At 71.6% G+C, this 16,643-nt stretch carries 14 protein-coding genes; 5 read left to right on the plus strand and 9 right to left on the minus strand.

The annotated features are described in order from the left end of the window. Window positions 1-56 precede the first annotated feature (56 nt). Window positions 57-1,151, minus strand: coding sequence for an NADH:flavin oxidoreductase/NADH oxidase (locus ABZV34_RS15980; RefSeq protein ID WP_356276136.1), 1,095 nt, complete (start codon window positions 1,149-1,151; stop codon window positions 57-59). 457 nt (window positions 1,152-1,608) lie between these two features. On the opposite strand from ABZV34_RS15980, the gene ABZV34_RS15985 reads away from it, so the two are divergent. From ABZV34_RS15985 to ABZV34_RS15995, 3 genes are all read left to right on the plus strand, one after another. Then, window positions 1,609-2,424 (plus strand): DUF2637 domain-containing protein, encoded by an 816-nt coding sequence (locus ABZV34_RS15985; protein ID WP_356275889.1) that lies wholly within the window; start codon window positions 1,609-1,611, stop codon window positions 2,422-2,424. 259 nt (window positions 2,425-2,683) lie between these two features. Then, a complete protein-coding gene (locus ABZV34_RS15990) occupies window positions 2,684-3,499 on the plus strand; it encodes a DUF899 family protein (RefSeq protein WP_356275892.1) in 816 nt (271 codons plus the stop codon). Between the two features lie 206 nt (window positions 3,500-3,705). Next, window positions 3,706-3,849: a hypothetical protein gene (locus ABZV34_RS15995; RefSeq protein WP_356275895.1), complete on the plus strand. Its 144-nt coding sequence runs from the start codon at window positions 3,706-3,708 to the stop codon at window positions 3,847-3,849. A 27-nt stretch (window positions 3,850-3,876) separates the two neighbouring features. On the opposite strand, the gene kdpA is transcribed toward ABZV34_RS15995, so the two are convergent. The 6 genes from kdpA to ABZV34_RS16025 form a co-directional block, all read right to left on the minus strand. Continuing rightward, window positions 3,877-5,526, minus strand: a complete 1,650-nt coding sequence (gene kdpA / locus ABZV34_RS16000; protein ID WP_356275897.1) for a potassium-transporting ATPase subunit KdpA — start codon at window positions 5,524-5,526, stop codon at window positions 3,877-3,879. A 2-nt stretch (window positions 5,527-5,528) separates the two neighbouring features. After that, window positions 5,529-6,389, minus strand: coding sequence for a potassium-transporting ATPase subunit C (locus ABZV34_RS16005; RefSeq protein WP_356275900.1), 861 nt, complete (start codon window positions 6,387-6,389; stop codon window positions 5,529-5,531). Window positions 6,390-6,391: 2 nt separating this feature from the next. Further along, entirely contained in the window at window positions 6,392-8,560 is a 2,169-nt protein-coding gene (gene kdpB, locus ABZV34_RS16010) for a potassium-transporting ATPase subunit KdpB (RefSeq protein ID WP_356275903.1), read from the minus strand. Next, on the minus strand, window positions 8,560-8,715 hold the full coding sequence (locus ABZV34_RS16015; protein WP_356275906.1) for a potassium-transporting ATPase subunit F: 156 nt from the start codon (window positions 8,713-8,715) through the stop codon (window positions 8,560-8,562). Before ABZV34_RS16015 ends, kdpB begins: the two co-directional genes overlap by 1 nt. Before the next feature lie 98 nt (window positions 8,716-8,813). After that, a complete protein-coding gene (gene lysA, locus ABZV34_RS16020) occupies window positions 8,814-10,160 on the minus strand; it encodes a diaminopimelate decarboxylase (protein ID WP_356276139.1) in 1,347 nt (448 codons plus the stop codon). Between the two features lie 39 nt (window positions 10,161-10,199). Next, on the minus strand, window positions 10,200-10,613 hold the full coding sequence (locus ABZV34_RS16025; protein WP_356275909.1) for an SAV_915 family protein: 414 nt from the start codon (window positions 10,611-10,613) through the stop codon (window positions 10,200-10,202). Window positions 10,614-11,018: 405 nt separating this feature from the next. Between ABZV34_RS16025 and ABZV34_RS16030 the strand changes: the two genes are divergently transcribed. After that, entirely contained in the window at window positions 11,019-11,690 is a 672-nt protein-coding gene (locus ABZV34_RS16030; protein WP_356275912.1) for a hypothetical protein, read from the plus strand. Window positions 11,691-11,864: 174 nt separating this feature from the next. On the opposite strand, the gene ABZV34_RS16035 is transcribed toward ABZV34_RS16030, so the two are convergent. Then, a complete protein-coding gene (locus tag ABZV34_RS16035) occupies window positions 11,865-12,977 on the minus strand; it encodes an aminotransferase class V-fold PLP-dependent enzyme (protein ID WP_356275914.1) in 1,113 nt (370 codons plus the stop codon). A gap of 408 nt (window positions 12,978-13,385) precedes the next feature. Further along, window positions 13,386-15,098, minus strand: a complete 1,713-nt coding sequence (locus tag ABZV34_RS16040) for an MFS transporter (RefSeq protein ID WP_356275916.1) — start codon at window positions 15,096-15,098, stop codon at window positions 13,386-13,388. Window positions 15,099-15,386: 288 nt separating this feature from the next. On the opposite strand from ABZV34_RS16040, the gene ABZV34_RS16045 reads away from it, so the two are divergent. Continuing rightward, window positions 15,387-16,199: a TetR/AcrR family transcriptional regulator gene (locus ABZV34_RS16045; protein WP_356275919.1), complete on the plus strand. Its 813-nt coding sequence runs from the start codon at window positions 15,387-15,389 to the stop codon at window positions 16,197-16,199. The last annotated feature ends 444 nt before the right edge of the window (window positions 16,200-16,643 follow it).

A 16,643-nucleotide genomic window follows, 5' to 3' on the forward strand; every position in this document is an offset into this window, starting at 1 on the left:
CCGGCCCGGTCGGATCACCGGCGGTTCGGTCCAGGACGACCGCGGGGCGGCCTGCGTCAACGGCCCGTGAACGCACGGGCGTACTGCGGTGGCGCGGGCAGGGCGGCGCCCAGGGAGTGGGCGGCGCGGCGGGGCCAGTACGGGTCGCGCAGCAGTTCGCGGCCGAGGAAGACGGCATCGGCCTCACCGAGGGCGATGATCTTCTCGGCCTGTTCGGGTTCGGTGATGAGTCCCACGGCGGCGGTGGGGATGCCGGTCCGTGCGCGCACCTGCGCCGAGAAGGTCACCTGGTAGCCGGGGCTGACGGGGATGGTGGCGTCGGGCACGATGCCACCGGTGGAGACGTCCAGCAGATCCACTCCGTGGGCCATGAGTTCCCGGGCGAGGTGCGTGGTGTCGTCGACGGTCCAGCCGGGCCGTGTCTCGGTACCGTGGCCCGCGAGCCAGTCGGTCGCCGAGGTGCGGAAGAACAGCGGGAGTTCCTGAGGCCATTGGGACCGGACGGCGTCCACCACCTCCAGCGCGAAGCGCATGCGCCGTTCCAGGCCCCCGCCGTAGGCGTCGGTGCGGTGGTTGGTCTGGGGGGAGAGGAACGAGTGGACGAGGTAGCCGTGCGCGCCGTGGATCTCCAGGGCGCGGAACCCGGCCAGGTGGGCGCGCCGGGCGGCCTGGGCGAACTCGTCGACGACCGTGGTGATGGCGTGGGTGGTGAGTTCGTGGGGCGCGGGGACCGTTCCGAAGGCGATCGGACTGGGACCCACTCGCCGCAGTCCGGGGCGTGGTGGGTGGGCGTCGGACCAGGGGCGTCCGATGCCCGCCTTGCGGCCGGGGTGGTTGAGCTGGATCGCCGGTACCGCACCGGAGTCGTTCAGCGCGTGGACGACACGGGCGAAGGCCGGTGGTTGTCGGTCGTTCCACAGACCGAGGTCGTAGGCGCTGCTGCGGCCCTCCGCGCTGACGGAGGTGGCCTCCACCATGACCAGTCCGGCGCCGCCCACCGCGCGCGAGGCCAGATGCTGGAGATGCCAGTCGGTCGGTGTGCCGGTCTCCGGTCCCTGGGCCGGGGCGGAGTACTGCATCATCGGCGACATCCAGACCCGGTTGGGGATCGTCACACCACGCAGTGTCAGGGGCTGGAAGAGCTGGCTCACGGAAGTCTCCAGGCAGGACGGGACGGCTACGGAACCGGCCGCGATGCCCCGCAGGCCCTGTGCGGCGCGCGAGGCCACCAGAAAAGTGTCACCGCGCGGGGCCCGGGGCGCATCTCGGAGGCCCAACGGGTGCCGGGTCAGGGGGTCTCCCGGATGCCCGCGCCAGCGCTGGGAAGAACCATCGGCTCCCGATCGATAAAGAGGCTTTCGTGAATTTCTCCGGAGGCTTGCGCTCACTCGTTTGCCACACATCTACCGGCGATGACCAGCGTTAATGGAATATGACCCAAGCAAGTCTTTGTGCCCCGTCGTGCGCCGGAACGGCGGCGCGGCGCCTGTCCGCGGCCCGAGCCGCGGAGATCGAGCGATACACCCGCACGACCGTTGCCGCGTACTCATCGCCAGATGGGGACGTTCCGGCTGTCACCCGGCCCTGATCCGGCGGGGCGGAATCTCTGTGAACGACGACTATCCGGATCTCTCCTTCGCTCGATACGAACAACCTCCCGTATATCCCGGTGCGACGGGTACCGGCCGGCACGGCGGTTCCGCCGACGCCCTGTACGAACAGGGCTGGGACCCGGTCGAGGAGCTGACCTACCTCCTGCAGGACGCCGCGGCGGCGGAGGAGGTCACTGTGCCGCCACCCCGCGGCGAGCCGTCGTACGACGACGAACTCATCAGTGAACCGATGGACAACCTGGTGCAGATCACTGCCGAGTTGCCGCCCATCCGACGCTCCTCGACCGGGCATCGGAAGGTGCGAGTCCGCAAACCGCGCTTCACCTGGCTGCAGACCGTGAGCTTCGTGATCGCCGCGGTCGCCGCCGTCATCGTGTCGATGGTGAGTGTCTTCGGGGGCATGGTGGCCTACTCGCCCCTGCGGCACATCGCGTCCAGCACGCAGAACGGCTCGGGACCCTGGTGGCCCCTTCTCGTCTACGGCCCCTGGATGGTGGCGTCGCTCTCCGTCCTGCGGGCCGCCCTGCACCAACGCCGTGCCGTGCACTCGTGGTACGTCGTTCTGCTGTTCTCCTTCGTCGCCGTGATGTTCTGCGTGGCCGACGCCCACAAGACCATCACCGGCGTGGCCGCCGCAGTGGTACCGGCCCTCGCGTCCCTGACCTGCTTCCAACAACTGGTCCGTCAGATCACCCTGACCCGGCCACCTCGCCAGCGCACCTCCCGCCATCGGCAGCGCCCAGAACCCGCTTCCTCGGGGCGCGTTGAGAGCAAGAGCGGTTCGAGCACCCGTAAACCCTCCCGTCCCTGACCCGTACCGTTCTCCGTCCGATTCCTCCGCCTCGTCGGTCGTACGCTCGCGCGTCGGACCGGCGGCGGCACGGACCGCCTCACGCCGGGATCTGCCGGCGCTCCTCGGGGGTGGTGCGTGGCCAGGGCCCCTCGACACCCGGCGCACGACGCGGAAGGGTCCGGTCGCGATGAGTTTTGGCCGGGGCGCGAGTCCGCAGAGGTGCATGTCGTGGGACGTCGTACGACGCTCACCCGCACGAGACATCACGGAGGACACCATGGCGATCACGCCCGGCCACCCGAGCACCGACCTCACCGGCAAGCCGCCCGTCGTCGACCTGGCCACCTGGCAGGCGGCGCGCGATGAGCTGCTGGTCCGCGAGAAGGCCCACACCCGCGAGGGTGACGCCCTCGCCGCGGCCCGCCGCCGGCTGCCGATGGTCGAGCTCGACGGGACGGCCGAGGTCGTCGGACCCGACGGCCCGGTCCCGTTCCTGGACCTGTTCCAGGGCCGCGACGAACTCGTGGTCTACCAGCACATGTGGTACGACGGCGCGCCGCACCAGGGGCAGTGCGAGGGCTGCACCACCACGGCCTGGCACTTGAAGGACGCCGTCTACCTCAACGCCCGCGGTGTCTCGTCGGCGATCCTGACCACGGGCCGCTGGGACGAGGTGGCCCCGTACGTCGCGTTCATGGGATACACCCAGCCCTGGTACTCGGTGCGCGACGTGGCCGCGCCGGTCGGCGGGACAATGGGGCACATCGTCTGCTTCCTGCGTGCCGGCGACCGCGTGTTCCTCACCTACTCCACGACGGGCCGTGGCAACGAGCCGGTCAACGGGTCCTTCGGACTGCTCGACATGACGTCCTACGGCCGCGGCGAGTCGTGGGAGGACAACCCCGAGGGCCGGCGCGTGATCGGCGACGTCCGCGAGGGACACCCGTCCCAGGGCCGGCAGGCCTGCTGGTACTGGCGCGCCGACGCCGACGGTGCCCCCACCTGGGGACCGACCAGCCGCCCCGTACCCCAGTGGACCCGCCCCGGCGCGACCCCTGTGGAGACCCTCGGCCGGCAGGGCCACCACCACTGACGTGGCCGCGGTCCGGCACCGCGGAGGTGTGCGCGGACGTCGGCGACGGGACGACATCCCCTCGCGTCGCTGCTCGCGCCGGCAGGGCTCGCCGCCCACGGCACCTGGGACGCCGTCGCGGAACAGGCAGGACAGGCAGGACAGGCAGGACAGGCAGGACAGGCAGGACAGGACGGACAGGACGGACAGGGTGGGTCGGACAGGACGTGCCGCGTACCACCGGTGCCGTCGCCCCGAGGGACCGGGGGACCGGGGGACCGGGGGGAGTGCAGGGCGGCGAGGGCGCTGTCGACGAGTCGGTCGAACTCGCCGCCGAACGCGGTGTGGTGCCGTACCGGCTGAGCCTGTGACGGGCCGGGAGCTCAGCCGGTACGGGGTTACATGAGCCCGTCGGCGATGGTGCCGAGGGACAGTGCGGGCAGGAAGTTGAGCAACGCCAGGATGACGGCCGCGGCCGTGGCCAGGACGACGAAGTTGACACCCTGGGCGCGCAGCGTGCCGACGGTGACGACGCCCGGCCGCTGCTGGGCGAGCCGCCCGGCCAGGGCCAGGACGGCCACCATCGGGAGATACCTCCCCGCCAGCATCGCGACCACCATCAGGAGGTTGTGGAAGTCGGTGGCGCCGTTGAAGCCCGCCATCGCGCTGCCGTTGCTGTTGGTGTTGCTCGTGTAGGCGTAGATCAGCTCGGTGAGACCGTGCGCCCCCGGGTTGCCCATCGAGGTCCGCCCGTCGTCGAAGGCGAGCGCGACGCCCGTGCAGGCCAGGATGACGGTGGGCGGGATCAGCGCGTACACCACGAACCAGCGCATCTCCCCGAACCCGATCCGCTTGCGCAGGTATTCGGGCGTGCGGCCGACCATCAGACCGCCGATGAAGACGGCCACCAGCACCACCATGATCAGGCCGTACAGTCCGCTGCCCGTGCCACCGGGCGCGATCTCACCGAGCATCATCGCGGACAGCAGCACCCCGCCGCCGAGGCTGGAGAAGCTGTCGTACGAGGAGTTGGCCGCGCCGTCCGCCGAGCCGGTGGCCCCCACGCCGAACAGTGTCGAGCCCGGGACGCCGAAGCGGGTCTCGGTCCCCTCGTACGGTCCGCCGACCGCCTGGGTGACCGTGCCGGTGTGCGCGGACTGGGCCAGCGTCGCGGCGGCCAGGAGCAGACCGAAGAGGATGCCGACGACCGTCAGCAGGGTCCAGCCCTGCCTCGGGCTGCCGATCATCCGGCCGAACATGCGGACGCAGGCCGTCGGGATCAGCAGCATCAGCACGATCTCGAGGACGTTGGTCCAGGCGCTCGGGTTCTCGAACGGGTGGGCGCTGTTGGCGTTGAAGACGCCGCCGCCGTCACCGCTGAGCAGTTTGAGCGGCTCCCAGGAGCCGACCGGTCCGCCGAGGATCGTCTGCCTGCCGCCCGCGACCGTGGTGACGGTGTGGCCGGCGCCGAGACTCTGGATGACCCCGCCCGCCATCAGGATCAGGCCACCGATGACCGCCAGCGGGAGCAGTACGCGGAAGATCGTGCGCAGCAGGTCCACCCAGAAGTTGCCGAGGCCGGTGGTGCTGCGCCGGACGAGCCCCCGCACGAGGGCGAGCGCCACGCAGATGCCGACCGCCGCCGACGCGAACGCCTGGACGCCCAGACCCGCCATGACGGCGAGGTGCCCGGTGGTGGACTCGCCGGCGTAGTTCTGCCAGCTGGTGTTGGTCGTGAAGGAGACGGCGGTGTGCAGCGCGAGCCGCCACGGCATGCCCTCGTGGCCCGTCGACCAGGGCAGCTTGCCCTGGAGGGTGAAGAGGGCGAAGAGCGCCGCGACGCTCATGACCGAGAAGGCGAGCAGGGCGGTGAGGTAGTGCCGCCAGGTCTGTTCCCTGTCCGGGTCGATTCCGCACACGCGGTAGAGGGCTCTCTCGGCGCGCCCGTGCCGGCCGCCGTCGAGTGCTCGGGCCATGTAGTCGCCGAGCGGCACGTGCAGCCCCACCACCACGGCGAGGACGAGCGATGCCTGGATCCAGGCCGCCATGATCAGGCTCCCTGCTGGGGGTAGGTACGGTCGAGCGCGACGTTCAGCTCGAGGACGTCGACGCCCGGCTCGCCGAGCACGCCGAGCGTGCGGCCGGTGGTGTACGTGGCGATCAACCTGCGTACATCGGCCACGCTCGCGCCGCGCTCGCGGGCGACGCGGGGCGCCTGGAGCTTCGCGTACGCCGGGCTGATGTGCGGGTCGAGCCCGCTGCCGCTCGCGGTCACCGCGTCGGCGGGGACGACCGGGTCGGCCGGCGCGTCGCCGCGTACGGGGACGGTCACGGCGCGGCTGTAGTCCGCGCCGTGCTCGGCGCAGCCGACAACGACTCCCCGGTAGGAGCGGATGAACGGTCTGGCCGGGCAGGCCTGGTCGAGGCTGACGACCCTGGTGACCCGTCCGCCCGTACCGCCGTCGTGGAAGACGCCGAGGACCGCCCCCACACCGTCCGGTGTGCAGAACGGGCGGGAGCCGTCGACGCCTTCGAGCTCGCCGACCGCCTTGCTGCGCCCGCAGACCAGGGTGAGCAGGCTCGGCCTGTCGGCGGTGTCGACGACGGACTCGGGGCCCTGGTTTCCGGCTCCGGACGCGGTGGCGTCGTACCCCGTACCGGCGTTGGACGGCCGGGACTGGAAGTACCGTCTCAGCGGATGGCCCTTGGCGTCCGTGAAGGACTGGCCGATCAGGGAGGACCCGGCGTCCCGGCCGTCGGCGGCGGTGACCCCGGACCTGCCCGCCAGGCCGGGGACCTGGGCGAAGGCCGTCATGGCCAGCGGATAGGCGAGCCCGGTCAGGAGGGTCAGCACGAGGACCACCCGGAGCGCCGCGAGGTGCTGGGCGAGCCAGTGCGGGATGCGTGTCATGGTCAGATCCCCGGAATGAACTGGACGAGGGTGAGGTCGATGAACTTGATGGCCAGGAAGGGCGCGACGACGCCGCCGAGCCCGTAGATCCACAGGTTGCGGGTGAGCAGGGCGGACGCGGACGACGGCCGGTAGCGCACACCGCGCAGGGCGAGCGGGATCAGCGCCACGATGACCACCGCGTTGAAGACGACCGCGGAGAGGATCGCGGACAGCGGCGAGTGCAGGGCCATGATGTTGAGCCGGTCGAGCCCCGGATACACGGCGGCGAACATCGCGGGCAGGATCGCGAAGTACTTGGCGATGTCGTTGGCGATGGAGAACGTCGTCAGCGCGCCCCGGGTGATGAGGAGTTGCTTGCCGATCTCGACGATCTCGATGATCTTCGTGGGGTCCGAGTCGAGGTCGACCATGTTGCCGGCCTCCTTGGCGGCCGACGTGCCCGTGTTCATCGCCACGCCGACGTCGGCCTGCGCGAGGGCCGGGGCGTCGTTCGTGCCGTCACCCGTCATCGCGATGAGGTGACCGCCGGCCTGCTCCCGCTTGATCAGCGCCAGTTTGTCCTCCGGCGTGGCCTCGGCCAGGAAGTCGTCGACGCCCGCCTCCTCGGCGATCGCCCTCGCGGTCACCGGGTTGTCGCCAGTGATCATCACCGTACGGATGCCCATCCGGCGCAGCTCGTCGAAGCGTTCCCGCAGGCCCGGCTTGACGACGTCCTTGAGGTGGACGACGCCGAGCACTTCGGCCCGGCCGTCGCTCGTGGACCGCGCCACGGCAAGCGGCGTACCGCCCGACGCGGAGACCTGTCCCACGACCGCCTCCAGCGCGAGCGGGACCTCACCGCCCTGTTCGCGCACCCAGGCCGAGACCGACGCCGCGGCGCCCTTGCGCAACCGCTGCCCGCCGGGGAGGTCCACTCCGGACATGCGGGTGGCGGCGGTGAACGGCACCCACTCCGCGCCGTTCGCGACCTGCTGGGTCGACTCGTGCTTCTCGTGGGCGAATTCGACGATGGAACGGCCCTCGGGCGTCTCGTCCGCCAGGCTGGACAGAAGCGCGGCCCGCGCCAGCCGCTCCATGGACACGTCCCCGACCGGGAGGAACGCGCTCGCCCGCCGGTTGCCGAAGGTGATCGTGCCCGTCTTGTCGAGCAGCAGGGTGTTGACGTCACCGGCGGCCTCGACGGCCCTTCCGGACATGGCCAGCACGTTCCGCTGCACCAGCCGGTCCATCCCCGCGATACCGATCGCCGAGAGCAGCGCGCCGATCGTGGTCGGGATCAGACAGACGAGCAGCGAGACGAGGACGATGGCGGTGACACCGTTCGCGTTCAGCGCCGCGGTGTCGTGCGCGACGGCCATCGCGTCCTTGGAGAAGATCGCCATCGGCTGGAGGGTCACGACCGCGACCAGGAAGACGAAGGTCAGCATGACCAGCAGCAGGTTGAGGGCCAGCTCGTTGGGGGTCTTCTGCCGGTCGGCCCCCTCGACCAGGGAGATCATCCGGTCCAGGAAGCTGTCCCCGGGCTCCTGGGTGACGCGTACGACGAGGTGGTCCGAGAGCACCCGGGTGCCGCCGGTGACCGCGCTGCGGTCGCCGCCCGACTCACGGATGACCGGCGCCGACTCACCGGTGATCGCCGACTCGTCGACGCTCGCCGCGCCCTCGATGACATCGCCGTCACCGGGGATGAACTCCCCGGCCGGTACGGACACGATGTCGCCCCGCCTCAACTCCGAGGCGGCTACGGCTTCTTCGAGGTACGCGTCCTTGGCGGCCCCGGGCTCCCAGCCCGCGAGCCGCCACGCGGTGGTCTGCTGCCGGGTCCTGCGCAGCGAGTCGGCCTGCGCCTTCCCGCGGCTCTCGGCCACGGCCTCGGCGAGGTTGGCGAAGACCACCGTCAGCCACAACCAGCCGGTGATCATCCAGGCGAAGACACCGGGGTGGACCATGGCGATGCCCGTGGTCAGCGCGGCGCCGACCTCGGTCACGAACATGACCGGGTTACGGAACAGGGTCACCGGATTCAGTTTGGTGAACGCCTGCGGAAGCGCGCGCCACAGCTGCGTCGGATCGACCGTTCCGGCGCTGATCCGGCGCGGCGGCCTCTCGGGTCCGGGCGGAGGGGAGTCCGGTACCTGTGCGGGCAGCGTCTGGGCGGGGGCGGACATCAGAACTTCTCCGGCTTGATCAGGGCGATGGTCGGACAGACGAGCAGGGTGACGGCCACGATCAGGCCGACGGTGTTCTCGACGGTCATCGAGGCCTCGTTCTCATGGGTGAGGGAGCGGTGCGGCGGGGTGGAGGAGACGCGGGGGATCGGCACGGCCCTTCGGGCACGGGTGCCTGTCGCGGCACCCGTGATCGCGACCGTGTGCCTTCGCCGGGCGGGAGCCGCGGCACGGGACCGGATCGGACGGGGGGCTACAGCCCGATGTCCCGGCGGCTCATGTCGTCCAGGGACTCGCGGCGCACCAGGACGCGGGCGCTACCGTCGGACACCCCCACCACCGGGGGCCGGCCGACCAGGTTGTAGCCGGAGGCCATGGAGAGGTGGTACGCGCCGGCCGCGGGGACGGCGAGGAGGTCGCCGGGGTGCACGTCGCCCGGGAGCGCCACGTCCTCCGCGAGGACGTCCCCCGCCTCGCAGTGGCGGCCCACGACGGTGACGAGACGGGGCGGTACCGCCGAGGGCCGGCCGACGAGCCGGGGCGCGTACCGCACCCCGTACAGCGCGGGCCTCGGGTTGTCGCTCATGCCGCCGTCGACGGCCACGAAGGTGTGGTCCCCGGTGCGTTTGACCGCGAGGACGCGGTAGACGGCGACTCCCGCGGGGCCGACGATCGCCCGGCCGGGTTCGAGGGTGAGCCTGGGCACGGGCAGTCCGGCGCGAGCGCAGCCGTCCTCGAGTTCGGCGCGGACCCGGCCGGCCAGGACTCCGGCATTCAGGCTCTCCTCGCCGGGCCGGTAGGCGATGGCATGACCGCCGCCGATGTCCAGCTGGGGGAGAGCGACGCCGTGCTGGTCGCGGATTCGGGCCATCAGCCCGACCACGCGGCCTACCGCGGTGACGTACGGCTGCGCGGAGGAGATCTGCGAGCCGATGTGACAGTGCAGGCCCACGAGTTCGAGCTGCGGCTGGTCGAGTATCCGGGCGACGGCGTGTTCCGCGGACCCGTCCGTGATCGACAGACCGAACTTCTGGTCGTCGGTCCCGGTACGCACCTTGGCGTGCCCGCCCGCCGCGACGCCGGGCACCACCCGCACCATGACCTTCTGGCGGCTGCCGGGGGGAACGACCGCGGCCAGCCGGGTGATCTCGGAGTCACTGTCCACGACGATGCGGCCGACGCCGTGCCCGAGCGCCGCGCGCAGGTCCTCGGGGCTCTTGGCGTTGCCGTGCATCACGATCCTCTCCGGCGGGAAGCCGGTGGTCACGGCGAGTTCGAGTTCCCCGGCGGAGCAGACGTCGAGGCCGAGGCCCTCCTCCCGCACCCAGCGCACCATGGCCCGGGACAGGAACGCCTTGGCCGCGTAGACGACGTCGGCCTCGGGGAACGCCGTGCGGTACGTGCGACAGCGTTCGCGGACCTCCCGCTCGTCGAGTACGTAGACGGGGGTGCCGAAGCGGTCGGCGGTCTCGGTGAGGGAGACCCCGCCGACACGGACGTCGCCGTCGGCGGCGGAGCGGGCGGAGCGGGGCCACACGGACAGGCCTTCGGCGTCTCTGATGTCTGTGGCGTCGGCGCGGGACGGTGCCTGAAACGCCATGTCCTGAAGGGGGGCGTCCTGGATGGACATGATGTCTCCTCAGCCGATCAGCAGGTTCAGGCACGCGACGACGGCGGCCGCGCCGGTCACCCGCAGGGCCAGGTGTTCGGGATGCCGGCGGCGCCGGGAGGTCCCGCGCTCGCGGACCGGGACCGCCGCGCGGTCGGCCGCGGGGGCGGAGAACGACGGGTCGACGACGAGGGCCGTGACGCCCAGGGGCGCGGCGAGCGCGCGCAGCGCGGGTTCGGAGAGCCTGATGTGGGCCTGGCCGGCGCCCAGCGTGGCGGTGAGCTTCGCGGCCGAGGTGAAACCGACGGCCGTACGGCCGCCCAGGGGGGTGCGGAAGAACCGGGTCGTGCAACCCGCGGACCCCGGCCGGACAGGAACGAAGAGAAGTCCGGCCGGGAAGCGTTCGGAGGGTTCGGGGTCCTCGGCATGCTCGACTGGAGACATGGTGCTGCTCCTCGAAGAAGGCGACGTGCGTCGTCCGGCCGGATCGGCCGGACACTTCGATGAAGCTATGCCTCGCCGGCCTGGGCGGGGGTCCGTCGCTGACGCATGCTTGACGGGAAGCGGCGTACCCATAACGCGTCACTGACGGCCGGGGGACGACCGGCCGGTGTGCGCCGGAGCCGTGGCCACCGAGGGCCGCGCGTCCGTGTCCGTGTCTCTGTCTGCGTCGGCCGAGGGGTGAACGGACGGAGGGGCCGATTCCGTAACCGTCCGGCGCACGCTGGATCGCACCGCCTCCCCCGTCCGCCGACCGGTCCCCGCGGCAGGGAAGGATGGGCCCACCATCCACCCCGCGGCCTGGGGCATGGCTCTCCCTCCGGGCCTGTTACTGCGAGGATCCATCCTTTGATTCACCACCGGACGACGCCCCTGATCCTGGCGCTCTCGGGACTGCTGCTCTCGGCATGTGCCGCAGGCTCACCCGCGCGGGCGAAAACCGGCCCGCAGGTGGTTCTCGACCGGCTGGCCGCGGCCGACGACGCCCCCTACTCGGCCGCGATCAGAGCCGTCACGCAATCCGGAACCAGACGACTGCAGCTCATGACCGGAAGGGTCAACCTCAACGCGCCCTTGACGGGGCGTACGACGGACAAGACCGAGCAGTACACCGAAGACGTCGTGATCACCCGGCGGAAGGTGTACCGGCGCGCAAGCGGCTCCGACGGCGGGTGGCAGGAGTTCCCCGCGTCGGCGGCCGAGGGCGGCATTCCCACGGACCGGCTTCCGAGGTACGCGCGCCTCATACTCGGTCACAGCGGATCCGTGGACCGGGAGAGCGAACCCGTCCGTGTGTCGGCCCGCCTCACCCCGGAAGACCTCGAAACGGTCGACAGGACCATCGGGCGCAATCTGCGCCCCGCCACCACCATCGACGCCGCCGTGTGGATCGACAAGGAGGGCCGGATCGTACGCGTACGACAGGACATCCACTTCGCTTCCGACGCCGACCTTCACAACACGCTCACCCTCAGCGATTTCAGGAGCGCCGTTCCGGTGAGCGCGCCGGTCGCGAAGTGAGCATCGGCCGGGGCGCGGTAGGGCTTTGGCCAGGCCGTGTCCTACCTGCGATCGTGGTGATCCCGGCCCACATGAGGGGCGCGGCACCGGCCGGGTCCGGGCGCTCGGGCAGGTGGTAGGTGACCTTCGCGGGCAGGACGTACTGCGGGCCAGGCTGCCGCCGCCTCCCCGGGTTCAGTCGCGCAGCGACGACAGCGCGGCGGCCACTCGTTCGGACGCCTCCCGCGGCGTCGACGCGTGCGGGGAGAGCCGGAGCGAGTCGGCGCGCACCGTCGGAGTGACACCCTCGACGTGCAACGACTTCGCGACGACGGAGGGGTCGCGGTCCGGCATCGTGAAGGAGAGGACGCCCGCGCGCCGCGCCGGGTCGGTGGGGGAGAGGATGTGGCCGCCACGCTCCTTGACGACTTCGGTGAGTTCGTCGATCCGCGTGGCGATCGCGGCCTCGATCGCCGCGACGGTGTGCCGCTCGACGAGGTCCAGCGCGGCCGCGAGCGCGGCGGCCGTCACCGGGCTGAGATTCGTGATCGACCACCGTCGCGCGTCCGGGGCGGGCGGGTGCTCCGTTCCGTCGAAGAGGCCGACGTCCTCGACGCCCGTCCAGCCGGTGAGGACCGGTTGCAGGGTTTCCAGCGCGCGATCGGACAGTGCCGCGAAGCCGGTGGCCCATCCCGCGCGCAGCCATTTCTGACCACCCGCGACCACCACGTCGGCCGCGTCCCAGGGCATCGCGGCGACGCCGAACGCCTGGATGGCGTCCACGATCAGCAGCCGGTCCGGTCCGATCGCCTCGCGCAGCGCCGCCAGGTCGGCACGGAAGCCGGTGCGGAAGTCCACGGCGCTGACGGACACGGCGACGACGTCGTCGCTCAGCGCGGCGCGGACGAGGTCGGGGGTGACCCCGCCACCGGGCGCCGGCGTGAGCCAGCGCGGCGTGGCCCGGCCCAGGTCCGCGGCGCGGCGCCACGGATAGTGGTTGGCGGGGAAGTCGGTACGCGGCGCGAGGACCACGCCCCCCGGGATGCCGAGAGCGGCGTGGAACATGCCGGTGGACGCGTTCGGCAGCAGCACCGTGTGACCGCTGTCGGTGCCGGCGAGGCGGGCGGCCGTGTCCCGCGCGATCCCCTCCGCCCGCATCAGACCGTCCACGGTGGTGTGGTCGGCGCGGGCGGATTCCTCCATGGCTCGCGCGGTGGCGGCCACGGCGTCCCGCGACGGCGGACCGAACCGTGCGAAGTCGAGGTACCCGGCGGGCGTGTCGAAATGGGCTGCGTACGACGTGAGCACGGGGCTCGTCCTTCCAGGAGGCTGCGGTACGGGCGGGCGGTGCGGGCGCGCCCGGTGGGGAGTGCCGTGTGTCGCGCCGGGTGGAGGGCGCCGCCTGTCGGACGGGCCGGTGCCCCGCCGTCCACCGCAGCGAGCGCATCCGTCCCCACCTGCCCGAACGGTACGTGTTTCGCGCCGCGCGGGTCCGTCCGGGGTGCGGGTCGCCGTCCGCGGCGTGCGCCACCACGTCTCCGCTGGGGCTCGCGGCCGGTTGGAGCGGACCGGTGTCCTGAACAGCGCGGCGGCCCTCTGCCCGCTCCCCCTGCGACGCGGGCGAGGGACCGTGCTGCGCCGCGGGCCGGGACGGGCGGGCACCTCTGAGGAGATGTGCCCGCCCGTCCGGTTCGCCGCCGCCTGTGCGGGCAGGGGTCAGTGCCCGGCGGATTCCTCGGGGCGCGCGTGACGCGGCAGGAGGAACGCGAGCAGGAAGGTCAGGGCGAGCATGCCGTCGACGATCCAGAGCACCGTCTTCATGACAGAGCCGAAACCGCTCCGGAAGGCCGACGACGCGGTCTCCTGCAGCACGACGGGTATCCGGGCGCCGGCCTGGGGCGAGGTCAGGGCGGAGCGGGTGTCCTTCTCCAGGCGTGCGCAGGACGCCGGGGTCGTGGCCGGGTCCTTGGCGACGGCGCGGTCCGAGGCGCACTCGCGCAGGTCGGCCACGACGCGCTCCTGAGCCGCGGGCGCGACGTGCGCGGCTGTCAACTGCCCGCGCAGACCGTCCGATCGGTGGTCGACGGCGGTGGCGATCCCGCCGCCCAGCAGGCCGAAGAAGACGGTGCCGAGGATGGCCACGCCGAAGGCGCCGCCGAGTTGCTGCACCGCGGTCATCGTGCCGGACGCCGAACCCGTCTCGTGCTGCTCGACGCTGGCGAGCACGATGTCGAAGAACGGTGCCATGAGCAGGCCCATCCCGATGCCGGTGACGAGCAGCGCGGGCAGCAGCTGCCAGGGGCCGACGCCGGACCCCACCTGGTCGAGGGTCAGCCACACGCCGAACACACCGACGGCCATGACCAGCGCGCCCGCCTGAAGGACGGTCCGCCCGAACCGGGCGACACCCTGGGCGAGCCCGAAGCCGACGATCATGCCGCCCGACCAGGGCACCATCACCAGTCCCGCCTTGAGCGGCGAATAGCCGAGGCCGATCTGGGTGTAGAGGTTGAAGACCAGCATGAACCCCTGCATGGTCGAGAAGAAGACCAGACCGAGGATCATGCCGCCGCTGAACCCGCGCTTGCGGAAGAGGCTGGGGACGACGAGCGGGTCCTGTCCGGCCTTGCTGCGCCGCGACTCGTACGTGCCGAAGGCGATGAAGACGACCACCGAGCCGGCCATCATCACGAACGTCCAGACGGGCCAGTCGTACTCACGGCCCTGGACCAGCGGGAAGATGATGAGCAGCGCGGCCAGCGAGACGAGGAGCATGCCGGGGACGTCGAGGCGCGGCTTGCTGCCGGACAGGCCCCTCGGCAGGTAGCGCATGGCGCCGAGGATGGCCGCGGCGCCCAGGGGCAGATTGATCAGGAAGATCATCCGCCAGCCGGTGCCGAAGTAGTCGGCGTCCACGAGCCAGCCCGCCAGGATCGGCCCGCACACCGCGGAGAGTCCCATGACCGGGCCGAACAGGCCGAAGGCCTTCTGTGACTCCTTCGGTGGGAACATCTCCTTGATCATGCCGAGGCCCTGCGGCAGCATCACCGCGCCGAACAGCCCCTGCACGACGCGTGCGCCTATCAGCATCTCGGGCGACATCGACACGGCGCAGAGCAGCGAACCCACGGTGAAGCCGGCGGCCCCCACCAGGAACATCCGGCGGCGCCCGTGGATGTCCCCGAGCCGTCCTCCGGTGACGAGCCCGACGGCCATCGAGAGGGTGTACGCGGCGGCGAGCCACTGCAGGGTGGAGGCGCCGCCGCCGAGGTCGGCCCGCATGGAGGGTCCGGCGATGTTCGTGACGACGGCGTCGAGGAGGTCCATCACCTCCGCCGCGAGGATCACGAAGAGGGCGGCCCAGCGCCACCGGTAGGGCTCTGGTGAGTCGATGGGCGTCTCGGTGGACGCGACACCGGTGGTGGACATCGGAACTCCTCACGAAAAGGTCGCGCCACGGTGACGCGTGGGCGCGGTGGCGCGGATGGATGGGGCTGCCCGACTCGCCGGTGAAGCCCAGAGAGCGGGAGAGCCGGTGGGACGGACGGCCGGACGCGGAGAACGGCGTTCACCTTAACAGAACAGCGCTCACCGAGAGAACGGCGTTCATTAAGATATAGCGCAACTTCGCGACGGGGACAAGATATATCGCGTTTGTTCGAGGTGAACGCCGCTCACCGCAGGAGAACGCCGCTCTCCCATGCCTAGACTGACGTCATGACCGACGCGGCCCCCGGCACCCCCGCACCCCCTCCGCCGTCCCCCTGGGAGCGCGAGCGCCCCGCCCGTGCCCGCGTCGCCCCCGCACGCACACCGCTGTCGCGCGAACGCATCGCGGAGGCCGCCCTCACCGTGCTGGACCGCCAGGGGCTCGACCGTCTGTCGATGCGCCAGGTGGCGGCCGAGCTGGATGTCACGGTCTCCGCGCTCTACGCCCACGTCAGCTCCAAGGACGACCTCCTGGAGCTCATGTACACCCGGCTCTTCGACGGTTTCGAGCCACCCGCGGCCGACCCGGAGCGGTGGCAGGAGGAGGTACGGGACTACGCCCGCTCGGGGCGCCGGCGCCTGCTGTCCCACCGGGACATGGCCAGGATCTCCATGGCCCACGTGCCCTTCACCGCCGAACTGCTGCCGCACGTCGAGGCGTTGCTCGCTGTCTTTCGCACCGCCGGACTGCCCGACCGCATCGCGGCGGAGGCCGGTGACCTCATCTCCACCTATATCGACGGGTTCACCCTGGAGGAGGGCATGTGGCAGGACCGGGCCGCTCAGCAGGGCGGAGCGAGCTCCTCGCCGGCCCGCCCCGACTGGCGTGAGATGGCCGGCGAGATGCAGGACTACTTCGCCTCCCTGCCCGCGGCGGACTTCCCCCATCTGCGGGCCCTGGCCGGGGTGATGGTGACGGACTCCTCCGACGAGCGCTTCGACATCGGTCTGGAGATCATCCTGCGCGGCCTGGCGAGCTACCTGCCGGACCCGGCGCCCCGTACGGGCGCGGACGCCCCCCGGACGCCGGACGCCGACTGATCCGCCACGCCTCCGGCAGCCCTGTGGCGATGAGCTCGGGGCGGGCGGACGGTGGTGAGCGGCGACGGGCGCCGCGGAGTCCCGCCGGCCGTCTCCCCATGGCGTACGAGGGGGAGTTGGCCTTCGGCCGTCCCCGCGGCCCGGCACTCCAGTGACATGGGGTCAGCGGGTGACGGATCGGGCCCGGAGTGACCGTGACGTCGCCGGCGCGGTCCGGGCCGGCGACGTCGGAGGGACTCCCGTGCGGCTCCGGAAGAGGGCATGATGGGTCATCGGTACCGGTCGGGCGAGGCTATGCTGTCGTCAAAAGTGAATCATTTATCGTTCAAATACGTCGAGCGAACGTCGCTCCGTCCTACCCGTCACCCGCTGTCCGGTCACACCGGCGCAGAGGTGCGTCCCGGTGGCACCGCGGCAGCAGCATGTCGTCAACCCTGGAAGGAA

The organism is Streptomyces sp. NPDC005195 (assembly GCF_040608315.1).
In the GTDB taxonomy this organism is placed as follows: Bacteria; Actinomycetota; Actinomycetes; order Streptomycetales; family Streptomycetaceae; genus Streptomyces; species Streptomyces kaempferi.

What these genes read in the sequence shown, in the direction of transcription:
- ABZV34_RS15990 (WP_356275892.1), top strand. Translation starts at nt 2,684, where the DNA reads ATGGCGATCACGCCCGGCCACCCGAGCACCGACCTCACCGGCAAGCCG.
- kdpA (WP_356275897.1), bottom strand. Translation starts at nt 5,526, where the DNA reads ATGGCGGCCTGGATCCAGGCATCGCTCGTCCTCGCCGTGGTGGTGGGG.
- ABZV34_RS16005 (WP_356275900.1), bottom strand. Translation starts at nt 6,389, where the DNA reads ATGACACGCATCCCGCACTGGCTCGCCCAGCACCTCGCGGCGCTCCGG.
- kdpB (WP_356275903.1), bottom strand. Translation starts at nt 8,560, where the DNA reads ATGTCCGCCCCCGCCCAGACGCTGCCCGCACAGGTACCGGACTCCCCT.
- lysA (WP_356276139.1), bottom strand. Translation starts at nt 10,160, where the DNA reads ATGGCGTTTCAGGCACCGTCCCGCGCCGACGCCACAGACATCAGAGAC.
- ABZV34_RS16025 (WP_356275909.1), bottom strand. Translation starts at nt 10,613, where the DNA reads ATGTCTCCAGTCGAGCATGCCGAGGACCCCGAACCCTCCGAACGCTTC.
- ABZV34_RS16040 (WP_356275916.1), bottom strand. Translation starts at nt 15,098, where the DNA reads ATGTCCACCACCGGTGTCGCGTCCACCGAGACGCCCATCGACTCACCA.
- ABZV34_RS16045 (WP_356275919.1), top strand. Translation starts at nt 15,387, where the DNA reads ATGACCGACGCGGCCCCCGGCACCCCCGCACCCCCTCCGCCGTCCCCC.